Raw genomic sequence first — 17,844 nt, 5'->3', positions numbered from 1 at the left:
TCACCAATGCGGCCAATAAAAACTGATAACTGATGCTTACTCCCTTTGATTCCCCCAAATCTTTACATTGGCAGCAAAGCTTGCGAGCGCCGATTGTTCGTCAATTGGAGATATTTAGCTTTACAATGCAGTTTTTGACTTTTTTGATCTGGGATCGTTTAACGGGGGCTAATAGGGGCAAAAAACGGCAAAGGAGAGCGAAATGGTTAGTTGATCGCCTCATGAATTTGGGACCAACTTTTATTAAAATTGGGCAATCTTTATCGACGCGAGCAGATTTAATTCCGCTCGAATATATCGAACAATTAACCCAATTACAGGATCGGGTTCCCGAATTTAATAGTCAAGAAGCGATCCGAGTTATTGAAACAGAATTAGGACAACCCCTAGATAATTTATTTGCAAGTTTTAGCGTTTCTCCCCTCGCTTGTGCCAGTTTAGGACAAGTTCATCGAGCGCAGTTATTAAGTGGAGAAGAAGTCGTTATTAAGGTACAAAGACCGAATCTAGAAAGACTATTTAATCTCGATTTTGAATTGTTACATCGTCTCACCCGTTGGTTAAATATTTTCCCCGTGGTGAAAAAATATAATTTAGAAGCTATATATCAAGAATTCTTTGAGCTACTCTTTCAAGAAATTGATTATATCCATGAGGGCAAAAATGCCGATCGCTTTCGGGAAAATTTTAAGAATTATCCTCAAGTAAAAGTCCCTTTAGTTTACTGGCAATATACCACCCGCAAGGTATTAACTTTGGAGTATGTGCCGGGGATTAAAGTCGATGATCGAGAGACTTTACTAGCTAACGGTATTAATGTAGATGGGATTATTCAACTGGGGATCTGTTCCTATCTCAAACAACTATTACAGGATGGTTTTTTCCAATCGGACCCCCATCCGGGTAATATGGCAGTTAGTCAGGAAGGGGAGTTAATTTTCTACGATTTCGGCACGATGTTCGAGTTAAAATCCGTCGCTAAAGATCAAATGATCGAAACCTTTTTCGCTGTCTTGAGAAAGGATACGGAAACAGTCTTAAAAACTCTGGTGTATATGGGTTTAATTGAACCCGTTAGAGATCTGCAACCCGTGCGAAATATCGTGCAGTTTCTTTTAGATGAATTTCGCGATAAACCAGTAGATGTGAGGGCCTTTGAACAAATTAGCGATCAAGTGTATTTAATGTTTAAACAGCAACCTTTTCGCTTACCTCCCCAAATGACTTTTATTATTAAATCTGTCACCACTTTGGATGGGATTGCCCGCTCTTTAGATCCCCAGTATAATTTATTAGCAGCTAGTCAACCTTTTGTGAAAAGTCTAGCGGTATCAGGAGGAACTACCAAGACAATGCTGACCCTAGCTAATCAAGCTCGCACTTTTCTTAAACAACAATGGCAAAAAGGTAATAAAAACGAAAGAATGATCCGTCAATTAGAGGAAAAAATCGAGCGAGGAAATTTAGTTTTTCAAGTTAAGTCACGCGAAAATGAACGACTTCTGAAAAAAATTTATCTGGGAATTAAAGTATTAATTAATGTCTGTCTATTGGGATTTAGCATTATCTCAGCCATATTTTTATTAGACACCAACTATAGCAAACTAGCTATTATTCCCTTCAGTTTAGCGGGGTTATTTGGTTTATTTTTTTTGCGTTCTTCCCTAGCTTTATTGATTCAGGAAAGATTAGATAAAATGTTAGATAAGTAAATAATTATCATTTTTATTAGTAGATGGTTTTTGTTATCCGCAACAAAAATTAAAGTTTGACAGGCTGTCTGTTGACAAGATTTTCCAGAAGTTATCATAATGAAAATGTTTTCATTGCACCCAGCAGCAAGAGGACAAGAAAATGTTATTAAAATCTTTAGCCCTTGGTTCCCTTGTCGGATTATCCTTAGTTACATCTATCCCAGTCTTGGCTAATCCTTCCCTTTCTCCAGTACAAACTAACGAAGCAATAATCGCTGTCGGTCAACAAAAATCCGATTTATTTGTTAATTTAACCACCGATGATCCTTGGCGAGCTGCAATGGCCATTGGTGTCGCCACCAATATGCTGAAAAAAGGTCACTCAACCACCATTTTTTTGAATATTACAGGGGTACACCTGGCAGCGACGACCATTCCTCAACACACTAACGGTATCACCGGTAAAACCCTGCAAGCAATGTTAGTAGATTTCATCAGTCAAGGGGGAAAAGTCTTAATTTGTCCCTCCTGTATGAAACAAGCAGCCATAAAACCCGAAGATCTAATTGCCGGTGTGGTGACAAGTTCCCCCGATTCCCTAGAAGCAAATTTATTTAAGGAAACGGTTAAAGTAATTAGCTGGTAATCGAGCATTTTCTAGAGAATATCGAGGCTGCCTCTCAATGTTGTCTGAGATGCAGCCAGATAACTGGATATTCTCCCCTCGTAATGGTGATTTAAATCACTGTTTAATCCAAGCTGATGGCCAAATACCGCCAATTTCGAGACCAGCTAGACGACTAGAGGCATTTATAAGGGTTTTACCACGACTATCAGCCAATTTTATCGATAATTTACCTTTGAGTGTATCTTGACAAGCAAAACAGAGACCTTTTTCCGTGGGTACACGCACGCGATCGGGAGGATGGTCACTGATCCCGATTAAGACAATGGTATAATTCTCGTTGGTTGCCCTCATTTCCCAGTATCCCCAGGGTTGCACTGTCCAAGTTAGTTGAGAATTCCAGATATCAAACTTATAAAAGCGATTTTGCCAGTGAATACCGATAATTCCCACCGATTCCGTCCAGTTAAGAACTTTCCGGGTAGCACCCACTGCGGTTAAGGTTAAATCGGGATTTTCAGGGAAAGCATTACAATTAATCCAAAACCACTTTTCGGGGAAAGAATAACCCCAATTTTTCTCGCTATAAAAAGGTACATTCTCAAATTGATAATTTTTTCCCCGATGGGTAATCATTCCCGTTGCTAAACCATGAGCAGTTAAAATCTGCCAACCCGGGTCAAAAATCGGTAAATAAGATAATATTCCTGCTGTTGCTTGGGGTGGACGCTTTTTATCTCCCCAACTGTACCTAGTTTCAACGCGATAATCCCATTGACAGATTTCTCCAGTGACAGGATCATAAATTCGTCCTTGCTGCTGGTGTGCCGTTGCTTGATAACCTTCTCGAACAGACTCAAAAAAAGCCGACGGGGAAAGCAGACGGGGACGGATTTTTAAGTTAGTTTTTCCCCAATGGATAATGGCTAATTCCTGACGACTTGCCCAAAATTTATCCGTATCGGGAAAAGTGCGACAAAGATAATTAGATTCTATGGCTAAAATTTGCACTGATCCGCCGCTATTGACTTGACCGCCGCTTGGGTCTTGAATAGAATACATAAAGGCGAATCCGTCGGCTAATTGCGGAATCATGACTCGGAAGTACCAACCTTCAAAGAATCGGGGAGTGATACCATCCCAATGGTAGCCAGAATGAGGGGGTTGTGAAGACATCAATGGGTTTATCTTTAGGTATTGATTTTGGCACATCGGGAGCGCGAGCGATTGCTATTGATTCTAGCAAAAATATCGTCGCTGAGGTTCATTATCCTTTCACTAATGCCAATTTTCAGGATTGGCAAAAGGCCCTATTTTATTTATTGGATAATCTAGGGGATTCGGTGCGTTCAGAACTTAAATCGATCGCGATTAACGGTACTTCCTCGACGGTGTTATTATGTGATAATTGGGGTAATCCTCTTTCTGAGGCAATATTATACAATGACGGGCGAGGAATTGCCTTTTTAGAAGCAATTAAAGCTATAGCACCCCCTCACCATCCCGTGATTAGTGCTACCTCCAGTTTAGCTAAATTACTTTGGTGGAGTCAGCAAGAAATTTTTTCGCAAGCGCGTTATTTTCTCTCGCAAGCGGATTGGTTAGCATTTCTCCTGCACGGTAAACTGGGAATTAGTGATTATCACAATGCCTTAAAGTTAGGTTATGATCTTGAAAATCTCTGTTATCCCGATTGGTTAGAGAATTTACCGATGTTTAATTTATTACCGCAAATTTTTGCCCCGGGTACAGCGATCGATACTATTAAACCGGATTTAGTGACGCGTTTTGCTATCCCGAAAGATTGTTTAATTTATACGGGAACCACCGACAGTATAGCGGCATTTTTAGCCAGTGGTGCTAATTCTTTAGGGGCTGCAGTGACATCTTTAGGTTCAACTTTAGTCTTAAAATTATTAAGTAGCCAGAAAGTTGATGATAGTAACTATGGCATCTATAGTCATCGTTTAGGAAATTTGTGGTTAACTGGTGGGGCATCCAATACGGGAGGAGCAGTGTTAAAGAAGTTTTTTTCTGATCAAGAATTGAGAAATTATAGTTTAGCAATAGATGGACAAAAAGAAAGTAATTTAGATTATTATCCTCTACTAAAAGCGGGCGAGCGCTTTCCCATTAATGATCCTTTTTTACCCGCAAAACTGACTCCTCGCCCCGATAATCCTCGAGAATTTTTGCATGGTTTACTAGAAAGTATTGCCCGCATTGAAGCTTTAGGTTATCAGCGTTTACAGGAATTGGGAGCCAATAAATTAGAGCGAGTTGATAGTGCCGGTGGTGGGGCAAAAAATTCGACTTGGAGAATAATTCGTCAGCGTCATTTAGGAGTTCCTGTGCTTTTATCTAAACAGGAGCAAGCGGCCTATGGTACTGCCCTATTAGCACAGCAATCGGTTACGCTATTGAAATAGTCTCATAAGTAGGATTTGCGGCAAAAAGCTTGTTGGTGGGGTTAGGAGTTAGGAGTCGGTCGTCAGGAGTCAGGAGATAGGAGTCAGGAGATTATTTTATTTATTCTCCCCACACCCCACACCCTACACCCTACACCCTTCGTTAATTAACCATAATAGGGTGGCTCATTACCCAGTTTCCATTTGATATTACAGCCTAAACTGGGTTTTTGGTCTGTCGGCACCGGTTGACCGGTTAAAACCTTGTCAATAGCGGCCCGGAGATCTTTGCCTGTCACCGGTACACCATTACTAGGACGACTATCATCCAATTGACCGCGATAGACTAGAATCCGCTGACTATCAAAGAGGAAAAAATCCGGAGTACAGGCTGCCGTGTAAGCTTTCGCCACTTCTTGGCTTTCGTCATAGCATAAATTGAATTTAAAGTCAAGAGTTATCGCCATTTTTTTCAAATTTTCGGGCGAATCATCGGGATATTTCTCCACGTCATTAGAACTAATTGCGAGGATGCCCAGATTGGTATTAGCATAATCGCGACCTAGACGGGTAAGTTCTTCTTGAATGTGTTTAACAAAGGGACAATGTTCACAGAGGAAGATGACTAACAGAGCGGTTTTAGCCGCAAAGCTGTCCAGAGAGATAGTTTCACCCGAAACCACATCGGGTAAGGCAAAACTGGGAGCTTTTGTCCCCAGATCTAACATTGTGGACTCGGTGCGTGCCATAAGGTTTCTACTCTTTTCTATAGGGAGGACTGAGATTTTTATAGCATTTCATGCTTCATCGCGCAAATTTAACGCCTTAATCAGCATCAGTGAACAGTAAACAGTAAACTGAAAACTCACGTCTGATAACTGATAACTGATAACTGATAACTGCTATAACCTACTGAAACTGATCTGCCCAATTTTCGATCACACGCTGACTTTGGCGAGCAATAACTAAAGCATTATCGGGGACATTTTTAGTGATAGTTGAACCGGCAGCCACGGTGACATTTTTTCCTAATTCTAGAGGAGCTACTAGAACACTATTTGCCCCAGTTTTTGTGCCACTGCCGATCATAGTTTGGTGTTTTTTCACCCCATCGTAATTAGCAGTAATTGTTCCCGCACCAACGTTCACTTTTTCCCCTAAAGTGGCATCTCCCAAATAGGATAAATGGGCAATATTGGTTTTATTGCCGATGTCACTTTTTTTAATTTCAACAAAATTACCGACTCGACAATTAGCACCAATTTTCGCTTCTCCGCGCAAATGAGCATAGGGACCGATGCGACAACCAGAATCCACCTGACTATCAGAAATAACCGAAAATAAGACCGTCACATCGCTGCCTATGCGACTATTTTCGATTAAACTCCCCGGACCGATACGACAACCAGAAGCGATTATCGTCTCACCGCGCAGATGGGTTTGGGGTTCAATAATCACATCGGCACTGAGAGTGACAGTATCCTCAATGGTGACACTATCGGGGTCAATAATGGTGACTCCGGCGGCCATCCAATCATCTTTGACTCTAGTTTGCAGGATATCATAGGCGGCGGCCAATTGTTTGCGATCGTTAATGCCGCTAATTTCTAAACAGTCCTCCACATCCACAGCCATGACGGGATCGAGAAAATTGACCACATCCGTGAGATAATACTCACCCTGATCGTTATTGGGCGTTAAATTAGGCAGTATCGCCGCTAATTTTGACCAATTAAAGCAGTATATACCTCCATTAATCCGGTGGTTTTGTCGTTGGGCATCGGTACAGTCTCTTTCTTCGACAATCTGCTTAACGAGATTATTGCCATCACAAAAAACTCGACCGTAACCTTTCGGGTTTGGGAGATTAGCAGTTAGGAGGGTGGCAGCGTTACCATGGTTTTTATGAATCTGGAGAAGATTTTGCAAGGTTTCGGGACGCAACAGGGGAACATCGCCATTTAAGACCAACAAATCCCCCTGAAAGTCCTCTAAATGGGGGATTAACTGCTGAATAGCATGGCCAGTGCCTAACTGTTCCTTTTGTTCGACAAATTCGATATCCTCAAGATGCTGTAGAGTATTTCGCACCTGTTCTCCCTGATAACCGATAATCACCAGTTTTCGCCGCGGATGTAAGGATTCGCTGACATTAAGGACCCGTTCCACTAGCGATCGACTGCCGAGGGGATGTAAAACTTTCGGAAGGCTGGACTTCATTCGGGTTCCCTTACCCGCTGCTAAAATTGCTACCGCTACCATGGTCATGCTTGCCAATATCGTTCGCGACTGAGTATATCGCACTCCGATCCCTTTGGTTGCAAGAATTTTTCCCCTCTTTCATCCTGTGCCAGTTGAGAAACTACCATAAAAAGGTTTTCTTTAAGACATTGTTAAGGTACTATATACAAATTGAAACAATTGAACATAATTAGCACTCTATAGATACCGCTATGACAACTGTACTAACTAAGGAATCCTCCGCCATGAAACAGATTCGCACCACCTACCAAGCTGACCAACAGGTGAAATACCTGCATCTGGAAGCGGAAATCGAGGTACTGCTGCAACAACTGCAAAACCTCAAGCGCAAAAACCAAGAGAATCAAAACCTAAATTAAAGAAAATTTCCCTAAGAATTCTCAAATCCCACCCTCTTACTAGCGAGAAGGTGGGAAAATGTTTTTTGAGAATTCCAGATAGGTGTAGATTAATGATCAATTTTGCCTTACAGCAAGCCTTCGCCCGTCGTCATGCCCTGAAAGTGATTAGTGGGTTAAATAATTTCGATCGCTCGCAGGTTCTCTCAGTAGTTAAAGCTGCTACAGCCGGAGGAGCAACTTTCGTCGATATTGCCGCTAATGCTGACCTAATTCGGGCAGTAAAAGCCTTGACAAATTTACCCGTGTGTGTATCGGCCGTCGAGCCAGAATTGTTGGTGATGGCAGTGGACGCGGGAGCCGATTTAATTGAGATTGGTAATTTCGATAGTTTTTATGCCCAAGGACGCATTTTTGAAGCGGCGGAAGTTTTAGCCCTAACCCGTCAAACTCGCGACTTACTGCCCGAAATTACCCTGTCTGTGACAGTTCCCCATCTCCTACCCCTCGATGAACAGGTGAGACTAGCAGAAGCTTTAGTTAGTCAGGGTGCCGATATCATTCAAACCGAAGGCGGCACTAGCAGTCAACCCCGTCACGCCGGTATTTTGGGACTGATTGAAAAAGCCGCCCCGACTTTAGCGGCAGCCCACGCTATTTCCCATGCGGTTAAGGTTCCCGTCCTCTGCGCTTCCGGTTTATCCAGCGTTACCGCACCTATGGCGATCGCTGCTGGAGCGGCCGGTATCGGTGTTGGTTCGGCGATCAATCAATTGGATAATGAAGTGGCTATGGTGGCAGCCGTGCGCGGTTTAGTCGAATCTCTGCAAGCACAACCGGTCCATATTGGCAACTAGAACAATTTTTGTCTAGATACGACGGAGAAGGGGCCGTTTTCCCTTCTCTTTTTCCCTTTGTCACCAGTTATTTTAGCTGTCAGGAGGCGGTCGTCAGGAGTCAGAAGTCAGGAGATAGGAGATTATTTTATTTATTCTCCCCACACCCCACACCCCAATTCATAATTCATAATTCATAATTTATAATTCCCACACCCCACTTCCCCACACCCCCAACCCCATCAACTGTGGTAAAATGCGCTATGGCTCAAAACATTAGAGATAGAAGCACTCCACCATGATTCGAGATATCTTCATGCCCGCGCTCAGTTCCACCATGACCGAAGGAAAAATAGTTTCTTGGGTGAAGTCCCCCGGGGAAAAAGTCAGCAAAGGGGAAACGGTGTTAGTGGTCGAATCCGACAAAGCCGACATGGACGTGGAATCGTTTTATGATGGCTATCTCGCTGTAATTTTAGTCGAAGCCGGCCAAGAAGCGCCCGTGGGGGAAGCGATCGCCTATATTGCTGAAACTGAAGAGGAAATTGAACTGGCCAAAGCTCAGGGAAAAACCGCCGCAGTCGCCCCTAGCAAGCCCCTAGAGACCCCAGAAATCGCTCCGCCTCCCGTTTCGATCCCCGTCGCCGCCGTTAAAGATAATGGCCGTTTAGTCGCCTCTCCCAGAGCCAAAAAACTGGCTAAAGAATTAAAGGTAGATCTGAAAACCCTAGTGGGTAGCGGCCCCCACGGACGAATTACCGCCGAAGACGTAGAAAAAGCGACAGGAAAAGTCAGCACCGCCCCCGCTCCCGTCATTACTCCCCCGCAACCCGTCAGTGTGCCTGTAGCGGCTCCTAAAGCCCCGATTCCAGCCAGCGCCCCAGTCGTCGGTCGGACTGTTCCCCTCACCACTCTGCAAAAAGCCGTCGCTCAGAATATGTCGGTTAGCCTACAGGTTCCCACCTTCCAAGTGGGCTACACTATCACCACTGACCCACTGGATCAACTCTATCAACAGCTAAAATCCAAGGGTGTCACCATGACGGCCCTGTTAGCAAAAGCAGTAGCCAACACCCTCGCTAAACATCCTATAGTTAATGCCAGCTATAGCGACGCAGGAATTCAATACCACGGGGCGATTAACGTGGCCGTAGCCGTAGCTATGCCCGATGGTGGCTTAATTACGCCGGTTTTGCGCTCTGCTAACCAGATGGATATCTATTCCCTCTCCCGCAGTTGGAAAGATTTAGTTGATCGCGCCCGCAGTAAACAACTGCAACCGGAAGAATATAATAGCGGTACTTTTACCATTTCTAATCTGGGAATGTTCGGAGTCGATCGCTTTACCGCTATCTTACCCCCCAACCAAGGCGCAATCCTGGCCGTGGGTGCTTCCCGTCCCCAAATCGTCGTCAATAAAGATGGTTTATTCGGAGTGCAAAAACAGATGACGGTTAATCTCACCAGTGACCACCGAGTCATCTACGGGGCCGATGCTGCCTCCTTCCTGCAAGACTTGGCTAAACTGATCGAAACTGAGGTGCAGTCTTTAACTATGTAATCAAAATCTAGACAGCAGGAGCCAAGGGAGTTTCTCTCTAGCTCCTGTTTTGTTGTTACTAAAAAAATGTAAAGAATTAGCTAAAATAGGTTTAACCTTATCTATCACCCGAAACTATCGCCCAAACAAGGCCAAAAAAAGTGTTAATCTCAGGGAACTTTAAGATCTAAGCTAATATCGGTAAATTAACACTCGATTTCGCCCTATATATTAAGCCTACACTAATTCGTATTCCCACGACCTAACGCCTACCCATAGGAAAAAATGATCACAGAGAATAGTCGCTTACGTTCAGAATTTTTAAATACACAGGTTATCACTCGCAATACAGGCAAAAAACTCGGCGTTGTTAAAGATATCCTAGTAGATATCGATCAACGAGAAGTGGTTGCCCTGGGACTCCGCGATAATATCCTCTCCTTGTCGGGAATGCCTCAATATATGTATTTATCGAGCATCAGTCAGACGGGAGATGTGGTTCTCGTTGAAGATGATAACGTCTTGGAATCCGTCGATATCGATGCTTATACTCCCTTAATCGGTAGTGACGTGATCACGGAAACCGGCGAACCTTTAGGCAAAGTCCGCGATTATCAATTTGATCCCCTTAGTGGTCAATTACATTCCATTATCATCGCTTCCCTGGGATTGCCTCTGATCCCCGAACAATTGATCAGCACCTACGAAATTGCCATTGAAGAAGTGGTTAGCAGCGGTCCCAATCGCTTAATCGTCTTTGAAGGGGCCGAGGAACGTCTCACGCAGGTTAGTGTGGGAGTTTTGGAACGTTTGGGTATTGGTCGTCCCCCCTGGGAAAGAGAAGAGGAAGAAGCTTATTATACTCCCGCTGCTCGTCCGGAAAATCAGTTAGGTACGGGTATTCCCCTCCGCACTCCCGTGGAGGCCGCTAAACCCGTTGAAGAACGCTGGAGTGAGGACGAATGGGAAAAAGAACCCCTGCGCGCCACTCCCCCACCGCAAAAACGGGCCGAAGCTCGTTATTATGAGGAAGAATACGAGGAAGAAGAAGATAATTGGGGAGAAGCGCGGTTAGAACGCACAGAAAGCTTTTCTCGTCCTCAGTACGACGATTACGAAGATAAGGCCGAGGATGATATGTGGGATGATGACGTGGAACCGGATTACAATCCCCCCCGCATCAATATCACCGAGAAGAAAAAAGAGAGAATCCCCGAATACGAAGACGGTTAATCTTTGACAGTCCCCCTATCCATTAGTTACATATTTCTTAACATAAAATTTGACAAAAAAAGAAAAGTGTGCTATGTGGACTAAGGGGGTTCTCTGGGGGGACTAAATATTTTTGGTATCACTTCGAGTGCAGTGATTTGTCAGACTCTACAGATTTTCAATGAACTCTTCAACTGTGACTTGGGCTTGTTTCAGAATTCCACTTAATGTACCAACCTTCAATTCCCGATGTAAAGGGACAACACAACCAATTTTGCCCTCTTCGGTTTCTTTCTTCATCACAACATGGCTACCTGTTTGACGAACTTGCTCGAAGCCTAAGCGTTCAAGAGATCTAATTGCCTCCCCACTAGAGATTCGTGGCAGCTTAGGCATAACTAACCTCAATACTGGTCACAAATCTAGGGGATGTTTCTGGTAAGGTAAATTCCTCTAGGTAAAGCCGTGTGGCTTCTTTCAATCCAGCAATCGCCTGCTCAATTGTTTCTCCTTGATCTACTGTGCCAACTTCTGGACATTCAGCAATGTACATATTATCTTCTTTGTACAAAATAACAGTAAAGATGCGATTTTTCATGGTGTTTTATCATCTCAGGCTTACTCTGAAAATCATAACATATAGCACTTTTCACCTTACTGAGGTATCGACAAGTTTTGCCAACACAGGGTTTAAGCCCCTTGTATGTAGTGACTTGTTATGCCTCTTCAAAGGCACTCCACTCTATGCCTAGCTGTTTTATGGTTGCCTTAATTGTTCCGAACTTTAAGTCTTTACTACCCCAATCAGGAATTACTGCTACATTTTGATTAGAGAGATTCAGCCATTTTCTATGTGATCCTTTTGACTTTCTCTCTATTTCTTCACAGCCAAGCCTCCTCAGTTTTTGAGCTAGTTCTTTGTATCTCATGCAGAAATAATTGCCTCTACTAGGGCAGGTGACTCCTGATTAAAGGCTTGCAAGTTGACTGGAAGTTTTTTGCCTAAATCTTGATAAGTTTCCAAAACTGCCTCAAAGGCATCCTTTGCATTTTCCAGAACCTCTTCCAAAGAATCCGCCTCTGTGATTAGTTCAGGTAGAAGAGGGCAAGTTACTGTAAATCCTCCTTCTGGTTGAGGAGTAAGCAAAAGTGGAAGTTTGTAGAACATAGGAGTAGATCTTGCATTTCCGTGTATGTCCCAATCTTATCATTAACTTTGGATGAGTCTAGCTATGTAACTCTGACTCTTTGCCTAAATACATATTATAGGTCAACTTTCTGCACAACACTCTTCAGAGTAACGATATAGGTCAACTTTCTGCATATCAACCCGTTTCATAACATAAAATACTAATTTGTCAATAGTTAGCAATATTTAGGGTTTGCTGAATAAATCTAAAAACCTTGTTGTATAAGACTTTTAGACTTTTTGGTTTCCAAAAAGTACCAGATATGGGAGTGATCGGGGGGAAAATTCAGGTACTTTTTCCCTGAAAATTGGGTAATTGACCCCCTCAAAATCAGTAAAACCCTACACCCTACACCCTACACCCTACACCCTGCCCCCAGGAAAAACTTTTTCAGCAAACCCTATTTAATCTGCTTATACTTCGAGTTTTGACCTGAAAATGGGCGATCAATAGAGCAGCAATTATTTTAGGTTGGGTTGACCCAAGGAAACCCAACAAAGAGTAACCTTTGGGGTGGTTGGGTTGCGCTTTTTCAAGCGAATTGAGCTATTTTCGCCCCAGTATTGTTTCGCTCAACCCAACCCACGAGGCGATGCGCTCTGCTACGCAGTGCCTTTGGCATCGCACTATGAAGGCTTAAAAGCTAAACTGAAACCGAGTTGAATACAGACTGCTTTCTCTATTTCTTGCCAATAAACGTCTTCTAAAACACCCTGTTTATTCTTAATTCTTTGAGAATCTACAGCCCTCATTTGACTTAAGTTGATGTGTCGATCTCCGTCTAGTCCATTCTGCACTGTCGGGGTAATATTGACAACAAAAGGATAAGTCCTTTTCCCCGGCAACAATGGAGCAACTATTGTCGTTGTTCCATTTTGATTGCCAATATCGTTTTGTAAAATCAGGCAAGGGCGTTCTTTATCGGTTTCATAACCAACAACCGGTTTCAGATCGACCCACCATATCTCTCCTCGCTTATAGGTTAGTCTTCCATTAGGCATTTAGACCATCGCCCACTGCAATATCCCAGACAGAAATTTCTGCTTGCATCTCTGGATCATTGGCCTGATCTTTATAAGCATCTTCTAGCTCTTTCATAAAAACCCTTTTCTTCTCTTGCCAGAGAACATCATTGATAAAGCGGCTACGATTGCTTGCTAGTCGATCTACAAAGTCCAAAACTTCGTCGTCTAAGGTTATGCTAACTTTCTTACTCATTGCCCTAAACTGCCCACGACAGCCCAGTAGGATTAGAGCATCATACTAACTAATCCTACATTAATTGTCAATGCCTGCCTCTGATCTGTAAGTAGATTGAATGTCTAACGGTTGAACTCACCCGCCGTCACTAACTTTGGATGATAGCAGTAGTTTAGCAATTATTTTAGGTTGGGTTGACTCAAGGAAACCCAATAAAGAGTAACCTTTGGGGTGGTTGGGTTTCGCTTTTTCAAGCGAATTGAGCTATTTTCGCCCCAGTCTTGTTTCGCTCAACCCAACCCACGAAGCTTAGACTCACAGCTTCAATCAATGTGCATGGTGCGTTCCCCAAAATCGATCGCTGGATCGGTAGGACTTGCATTAGGGAACGCACCCTACAAGATTGCGATCACTGACGTTGCTGCCCGCTCGCGTGCAACGTTTTGTTAGGGCACGTTCTCTGGAAGCGGGTAGAAGCGAGTTGCGATGTCATGAGCTTGAGTTTCGACCATCGCGTCATGCACGAATTTGCGTTTTGACACATAGCGGATGCACTCCAATTCGGAGTCGTCGTATATCTCAAGCTTCACAAGGCGATCGTCACCAAAGTCAATGTACACCGGACACTTTGCATCCAACCAAGTCGTCCGAGGTCGCACCCAATAGTACTGATGGTATCCATTATACGATTTGTCAACCTCGTCTTGGATCTCATAGATGCTATGTATCCTACCGGAGCAAACTTCTGCCTTAGTAATATTAGGGTTTTCTTCACGGGCTTCTGATAGGCGAAAGAACAAACCCGCACCCGCGTTAGCCCCGATCATGTGCCGCTGTACTTTGCCCCACACTAAGTCGCGGGCTAGTTCCGATTTCGGATCGGGAAGGCCATGATATATGTCGAAGTTCTTGCGGAAGCCCGAACCGTCAATCACCCAGACGAGGTTTTCGTAGAATTCTTCGCGAGATTGGCGTTCGGCATCGGTCATGGACGAATGCTGTACCTCGATGACGATTCCAGTAACGGTTTTTATGTCCGCCCTGTGGATCTCCCCGTCATCGGCGGTATGCGATACTTCGCGACATTCAATAGGAAATAGGTTCTTCCATTCGCGGTGCCATGGCGTTTCATTCTCCCACCAAGGGTCGCAATCCTTCGGACGATGGTGCGCCCAATGGTGCATGACTCTCGGCCCGCACTTGGCGACCATTTCGGAACCGCAGATTGGACATGACCCGCGGCCACCGGGGAAAGCCTCGACGCGGTCATTGTTGACGAGAGCGAATTGCATTGAACGATTGCCTCCTTGCGTGCCCTAACTACACATTATACGAAAACTTTCTGCACAACACTGTCCAGAGCAAAGATATGGGTCAACTTTCTGTATATCACCCGTCCTCGTACAACATATATACTAATTTGTCAATAGGTAGTAATATTTAATCTGCTTATACTTCGAGTTTTGGTCTGAAAATGGGCGCTCAATAGTCGAGCGATCGAGGGATGGGAATGACCACGACTTTAGGAGATTATGCAACGGGGAACAACTTATCAGCAGGTTTCCGGTGGGCCAAAACCATAATCCGGGAGATTCCGGGCATCTCCGCAAGTGAGCTAAGACCGATTGACCCCAGAAAAAATCTTCAGAGCTACAACCACTATAACTAATAGCCGCTCCCCAATAACTGATCACTGAGAGACAGCTAAACTAAAAAGCCGTGCTAAAATCAGCATATCTAGGGTCGCTTGTGTAGGTGATGGATAGGCTATGTTTGAAAGATTTACGGAAAAAGCCATTAAAGTAATCATGCTCGCCCAAGAAGAAGCCCGCCGCCTTGGCCATAACTTCGTGGGAACAGAGCAGATTTTACTAGGACTAATTGGAGAGGGAACGGGAGTTGCCGCCAAAGTCCTCAAGTCCATGGGTGTCAATCTCAAAGATGCGCGCGTGGAGGTGGAGAAAATCATCGGTCGCGGTTCCGGATTCGTAGCCGTGGAAATTCCCTTCACCCCCAGAGCCAAACGAGTTTTAGAACTCTCCCTCGAAGAAGCCCGTCAACTGGGCCATAACTATATTGGCACAGAACATCTCCTTTTAGGACTAATTCGCGAAGGGGAAGGTGTGGCCGCTAGGGTTCTGGAAAATCTCGGCGTGGATCTCTCGAAAGTTCGCACCCAGGTGATCAGAATGTTAGGGGAAACCGCCGAAGTGGCCGCCGGTTCATCTTCCCAAGGTCGCACTAAAACCCCCACTCTTGATGAATTTGGTTCCAATCTCACCCAAATGGCCAGCGAGGGTAAACTCGATCCCGTGGTCGGCCGACAAAAGGAAATCGAGCGCGTTATCCAAATTCTCGGTCGTCGTACCAAAAATAACCCAGTCCTGATCGGGGAACCGGGGGTAGGTAAAACAGCGATCGCAGAAGGATTGGCCCAACGCATTGCTAACAAGGATATTCCCGACATTCTCGAAGAAAAACGGGTTGTCACCCTCGATATCGGCTTGTTAGTGGCGGGAACCAAGTATCGCGGCGAATTTGAGGAACGCCTCAAAAAAATCATGGACGAAATTCGCCAAGCGGGTAACGTCGTCCTTGTGATCGATGAAGTTCATACTCTCATCGGTGCCGGGGCAGCCGAAGGAGCGATCGATGCGGCCAATATTCTCAAACCAGCTTTGGCCCGGGGAGAACTGCAATGTATCGGGGCGACGACCTTGGATGAGTACCGCAAACATATCGAACGGGATGCGGCTCTAGAAAGACGTTTTCAACCGGTTATGGTCGGTGAACCCTCCGTAGAAGAAACGATCGAAATTCTCTACGGTCTCCGGGAACGCTACGAACAGCACCACAAACTAAAAATCTTAGACGAAGCGCTAGAAGCGGCGGCGAAATTGTCCGATCGCTACATTAGCGATCGCTTCTTACCGGACAAGGCGATCGATTTAATCGATGAGGCTGGTTCGAGAGTGCGCTTGATTAATTCCCAATTGCCCCCAGCAGCCAAGGAATTAGATAAAGAACTGCGGCAAATTCTCAAACAAAAAGATGACGCGGTGCGCGGTCAGGACTTCGAGAAAGCTGGGGAATTGCGCGATCGGGAAATGGAAATCAAAACCCAGATCCGGAATCTCGCTTCCACCAAAAAAGGCGAAGATGGCAACGATGAACCCTTTGTGGATGCCGAGGAAATCGCCCACATCGTCGCTTCTTGGACTGGGGTTCCCGTCAACAAACTGACCGAAACCGAATCCGAGAAACTGCTGCACATGGAAGATACCCTGCATCAGCGTCTCATCGGTCAAGAGGACGCGGTTAAAGCGGTGTCTCGTGCCATTCGTCGCGCTCGCGTCGGTCTGAAAAATCCTAACCGTCCCATTGCTTCCTTTATCTTCTCCGGTCCAACGGGGGTGGGTAAAACCGAGTTAACTAAAGCTCTGGCCGCTTATTTCTTCGGTTCTGAAGATGCGATGATCCGTCTCGATATGTCGGAATACATGGAACGGCACACGGTTTCTAAGTTAATCGGTTCGCCTCCGGGTTACGTTGGTTACAACGAAGGGGGACAATTAACGGAAGCGGTGCGTCGTCGTCCTTATACGGTGGTGCTATTCGACGAAATCGAAAAGGCTCACCCCGATGTCTTCAATATGCTTCTGCAAATCCTTGAAGATGGACGTTTGACCGATGCTAAAGGTCGCACGGTGGACTTTAAAAATACCCTGTTGATCATGACCTCGAACATCGGTTCTAAAGTCATCGAGAAGGGTGGCGGTGGTTTAGGTTTCGAGTTTGCCGATAATCAAGCCGAAGCCCAGTATAATCGCATTCGATCGCTGGTTAATGAGGAATTAAAACAATATTTCCGTCCGGAATTCCTCAACCGTCTCGATGAGATTATTGTCTTCCGTCAACTGAATAAGGAAGAGGTCAAGGAAATCGCCGAAATCCTGCTCAAGGATGTGTTTAAACGTCTGACAGAACAAAATATTACTTTGTCTGTTACTGATAAGTTTAAAGAACGCTTGATCGAGGAGGGTTATAATCCGGCCTACGGCGCTCGTCCCTTACGTCGTGCGATTATGCGTCTATTGGAAGATGTTCTGGCTGAGGAAATTCTCTCCGGACGGGTTTCTGATGGGGATACGGCCATGGTCGATATCGATGAGGAAGGTAAGGTGAAAGTAATTTCCGGTGAAAGACGTGAGTTAATCGCTCCCGTGATTGAATAAATTCTTACTGGAATTAGTTAAATAAAAGGTGGGCTTTTTGCTCACCTTTTCTCGTAAAAATAGGGAAAAAGTGCGATGAAAGTCTGGATTGTGGGTTGTGTTTTGTTATTTTTGTTGGTGGAATTTTATCAGTGGGCGAAGGGTTTTATTTTACCTTTACCTATCTATATTTTTGCCGGAGCTTTGCTATCGATCGCTTCTAATTATTCTCAAGATATGAGCAATTTATTTGCTAGAAATGAACAGGTTTATCAAACTGCTAGTTTAAGTGATGTTCCTCCTATTTTGACGGCAGAAACCGCAA

Annotated in this window: 19 protein-coding genes; 9 read left to right on the top strand and 10 right to left on the bottom strand. The window is 44.6% G+C overall.

Going from position 1 to position 17,844, the window contains the following annotated elements; all coding sequences use genetic code 11:
* Positions 1-32 precede the first annotated feature (32 nt).
* Together ACOCD9_RS08525 and ACOCD9_RS08520 are read left to right on the top strand one after the other, a co-directional pair.
* A complete protein-coding gene (locus ACOCD9_RS08525) occupies positions 33-1,712 on the top strand; it encodes an ABC1 kinase family protein (RefSeq protein ID WP_419547082.1) in 1,680 nt (559 codons plus the stop codon).
* 142 nt (positions 1,713-1,854) lie between these two features.
* Entirely contained in the window at positions 1,855-2,340 is a 486-nt protein-coding gene (locus ACOCD9_RS08520; RefSeq protein WP_002777498.1) for a DsrE family protein, read from the top strand.
* Positions 2,341-2,436: 96 nt separating this feature from the next.
* Here ACOCD9_RS08520 and ACOCD9_RS08515 read toward each other — a convergent pair whose 3' ends face one another.
* Positions 2,437-3,495: a tocopherol cyclase family protein gene (locus tag ACOCD9_RS08515; protein WP_419547081.1), complete on the bottom strand. Its 1,059-nt coding sequence runs from the start codon at positions 3,493-3,495 to the stop codon at positions 2,437-2,439.
* Between the two features lie 2 nt (positions 3,496-3,497).
* Here ACOCD9_RS08515 and ACOCD9_RS08510 point away from each other — a divergent pair, with 2 nt between their 5' ends.
* Positions 3,498-4,748 carry an FGGY-family carbohydrate kinase gene (locus tag ACOCD9_RS08510; RefSeq protein WP_419547110.1) on the top strand — a complete coding sequence of 417 codons (1,251 nt, stop codon included), beginning with the start codon at positions 3,498-3,500 and terminating at the stop codon, positions 4,746-4,748.
* Between the two features lie 146 nt (positions 4,749-4,894).
* Here ACOCD9_RS08510 and ACOCD9_RS08505 read toward each other — a convergent pair whose 3' ends face one another.
* A complete protein-coding gene (locus ACOCD9_RS08505) occupies positions 4,895-5,476 on the bottom strand; it encodes a thioredoxin family protein (RefSeq protein WP_287743659.1) in 582 nt (193 codons plus the stop codon).
* Positions 5,477-5,636: 160 nt separating this feature from the next.
* Positions 5,637-6,989 carry a bifunctional UDP-N-acetylglucosamine diphosphorylase/glucosamine-1-phosphate N-acetyltransferase GlmU gene (glmU, locus tag ACOCD9_RS08500; RefSeq protein WP_419547109.1) on the bottom strand — a complete coding sequence of 451 codons (1,353 nt, stop codon included), beginning with the start codon at positions 6,987-6,989 and terminating at the stop codon, positions 5,637-5,639.
* 191 nt (positions 6,990-7,180) lie between these two features.
* On the opposite strand from glmU, the gene ACOCD9_RS08495 reads away from it, so the two are divergent.
* The 4 genes from ACOCD9_RS08495 to ACOCD9_RS08480 all read left to right on the top strand — a co-directional run bounded on the left by ACOCD9_RS08495 (position 7,181) and on the right by ACOCD9_RS08480 (position 10,936).
* Positions 7,181-7,348: a hypothetical protein gene (locus ACOCD9_RS08495; RefSeq protein WP_002801704.1), complete on the top strand. Its 168-nt coding sequence runs from the start codon at positions 7,181-7,183 to the stop codon at positions 7,346-7,348.
* Between the two features lie 92 nt (positions 7,349-7,440).
* Positions 7,441-8,184 (top strand): DUF561 domain-containing protein, encoded by a 744-nt coding sequence (locus ACOCD9_RS08490; RefSeq protein ID WP_419547079.1) that lies wholly within the window; start codon positions 7,441-7,443, stop codon positions 8,182-8,184.
* A 277-nt stretch (positions 8,185-8,461) separates the two neighbouring features.
* Entirely contained in the window at positions 8,462-9,724 is a 1,263-nt protein-coding gene (locus ACOCD9_RS08485; protein WP_419547077.1) for a dihydrolipoamide acetyltransferase family protein, read from the top strand.
* A gap of 264 nt (positions 9,725-9,988) precedes the next feature.
* Positions 9,989-10,936 carry a PRC-barrel domain-containing protein gene (locus ACOCD9_RS08480; RefSeq protein WP_287700894.1) on the top strand — a complete coding sequence of 316 codons (948 nt, stop codon included), beginning with the start codon at positions 9,989-9,991 and terminating at the stop codon, positions 10,934-10,936.
* Between the two features lie 147 nt (positions 10,937-11,083).
* Here ACOCD9_RS08480 and ACOCD9_RS08475 read toward each other — a convergent pair whose 3' ends face one another.
* The 7 genes from ACOCD9_RS08475 to ACOCD9_RS08445 all read right to left on the bottom strand — a co-directional run bounded on the left by ACOCD9_RS08475 (position 11,084) and on the right by ACOCD9_RS08445 (position 14,597).
* Positions 11,084-11,311, bottom strand: coding sequence for a type II toxin-antitoxin system HicA family toxin (locus ACOCD9_RS08475; protein WP_016514648.1), 228 nt, complete (start codon positions 11,309-11,311; stop codon positions 11,084-11,086).
* Complete coding sequence (locus ACOCD9_RS08470) at positions 11,304-11,513, bottom strand: type II toxin-antitoxin system HicB family antitoxin (RefSeq protein WP_002734849.1); 210 nt, start codon at positions 11,511-11,513, stop codon at positions 11,304-11,306. Before ACOCD9_RS08470 ends, ACOCD9_RS08475 begins: the two co-directional genes overlap by 8 nt.
* 118 nt (positions 11,514-11,631) lie before the next feature.
* Positions 11,632-11,844 (bottom strand): type II toxin-antitoxin system HicA family toxin, encoded by a 213-nt coding sequence (locus ACOCD9_RS08465; RefSeq protein WP_016515138.1) that lies wholly within the window; start codon positions 11,842-11,844, stop codon positions 11,632-11,634.
* A complete protein-coding gene (locus ACOCD9_RS08460; RefSeq protein ID WP_016515139.1) occupies positions 11,841-12,083 on the bottom strand; it encodes a type II toxin-antitoxin system HicB family antitoxin in 243 nt (80 codons plus the stop codon). The genes ACOCD9_RS08465 and ACOCD9_RS08460 overlap by 4 nt, the downstream gene beginning before the upstream one ends.
* 648 nt (positions 12,084-12,731) lie before the next feature.
* Entirely contained in the window at positions 12,732-13,106 is a 375-nt protein-coding gene (locus ACOCD9_RS08455) for a type II toxin-antitoxin system PemK/MazF family toxin (protein WP_016515140.1), read from the bottom strand.
* A complete protein-coding gene (locus tag ACOCD9_RS08450) occupies positions 13,099-13,323 on the bottom strand; it encodes a hypothetical protein (protein ID WP_004158853.1) in 225 nt (74 codons plus the stop codon). Before ACOCD9_RS08450 ends, ACOCD9_RS08455 begins: the two co-directional genes overlap by 8 nt.
* Positions 13,324-13,751: 428 nt before the next feature.
* A complete protein-coding gene (locus tag ACOCD9_RS08445) occupies positions 13,752-14,597 on the bottom strand; it encodes a competence protein CoiA (RefSeq protein WP_123231138.1) in 846 nt (281 codons plus the stop codon).
* A 477-nt stretch (positions 14,598-15,074) separates the two neighbouring features.
* Here ACOCD9_RS08445 and ACOCD9_RS08440 point away from each other — a divergent pair, with 477 nt between their 5' ends.
* The gene (locus tag ACOCD9_RS08440; protein ID WP_002732350.1) at positions 15,075-17,540 is read left to right on the top strand and encodes an ATP-dependent Clp protease ATP-binding subunit; all 2,466 of its coding nucleotides are present in this window, start codon (positions 15,075-15,077) and stop codon (positions 17,538-17,540) included.
* Between the two features lie 75 nt (positions 17,541-17,615).
* A partial coding sequence (locus ACOCD9_RS08435; protein ID WP_287700900.1) for a hypothetical protein occupies positions 17,616-17,844 on the top strand: 229 nt, incomplete at its 3' end.

It is taken from the genome of Microcystis sp., from assembly GCF_048564745.1.
Lineage (GTDB): Bacteria > Cyanobacteriota > Cyanobacteriia > Cyanobacteriales > Microcystaceae > Microcystis > Microcystis ichthyoblabe_A.
The sequence above is the reverse complement of the archived record's forward strand: the minus strand, read 5'-3'. Positions and strand labels throughout refer to the sequence as shown.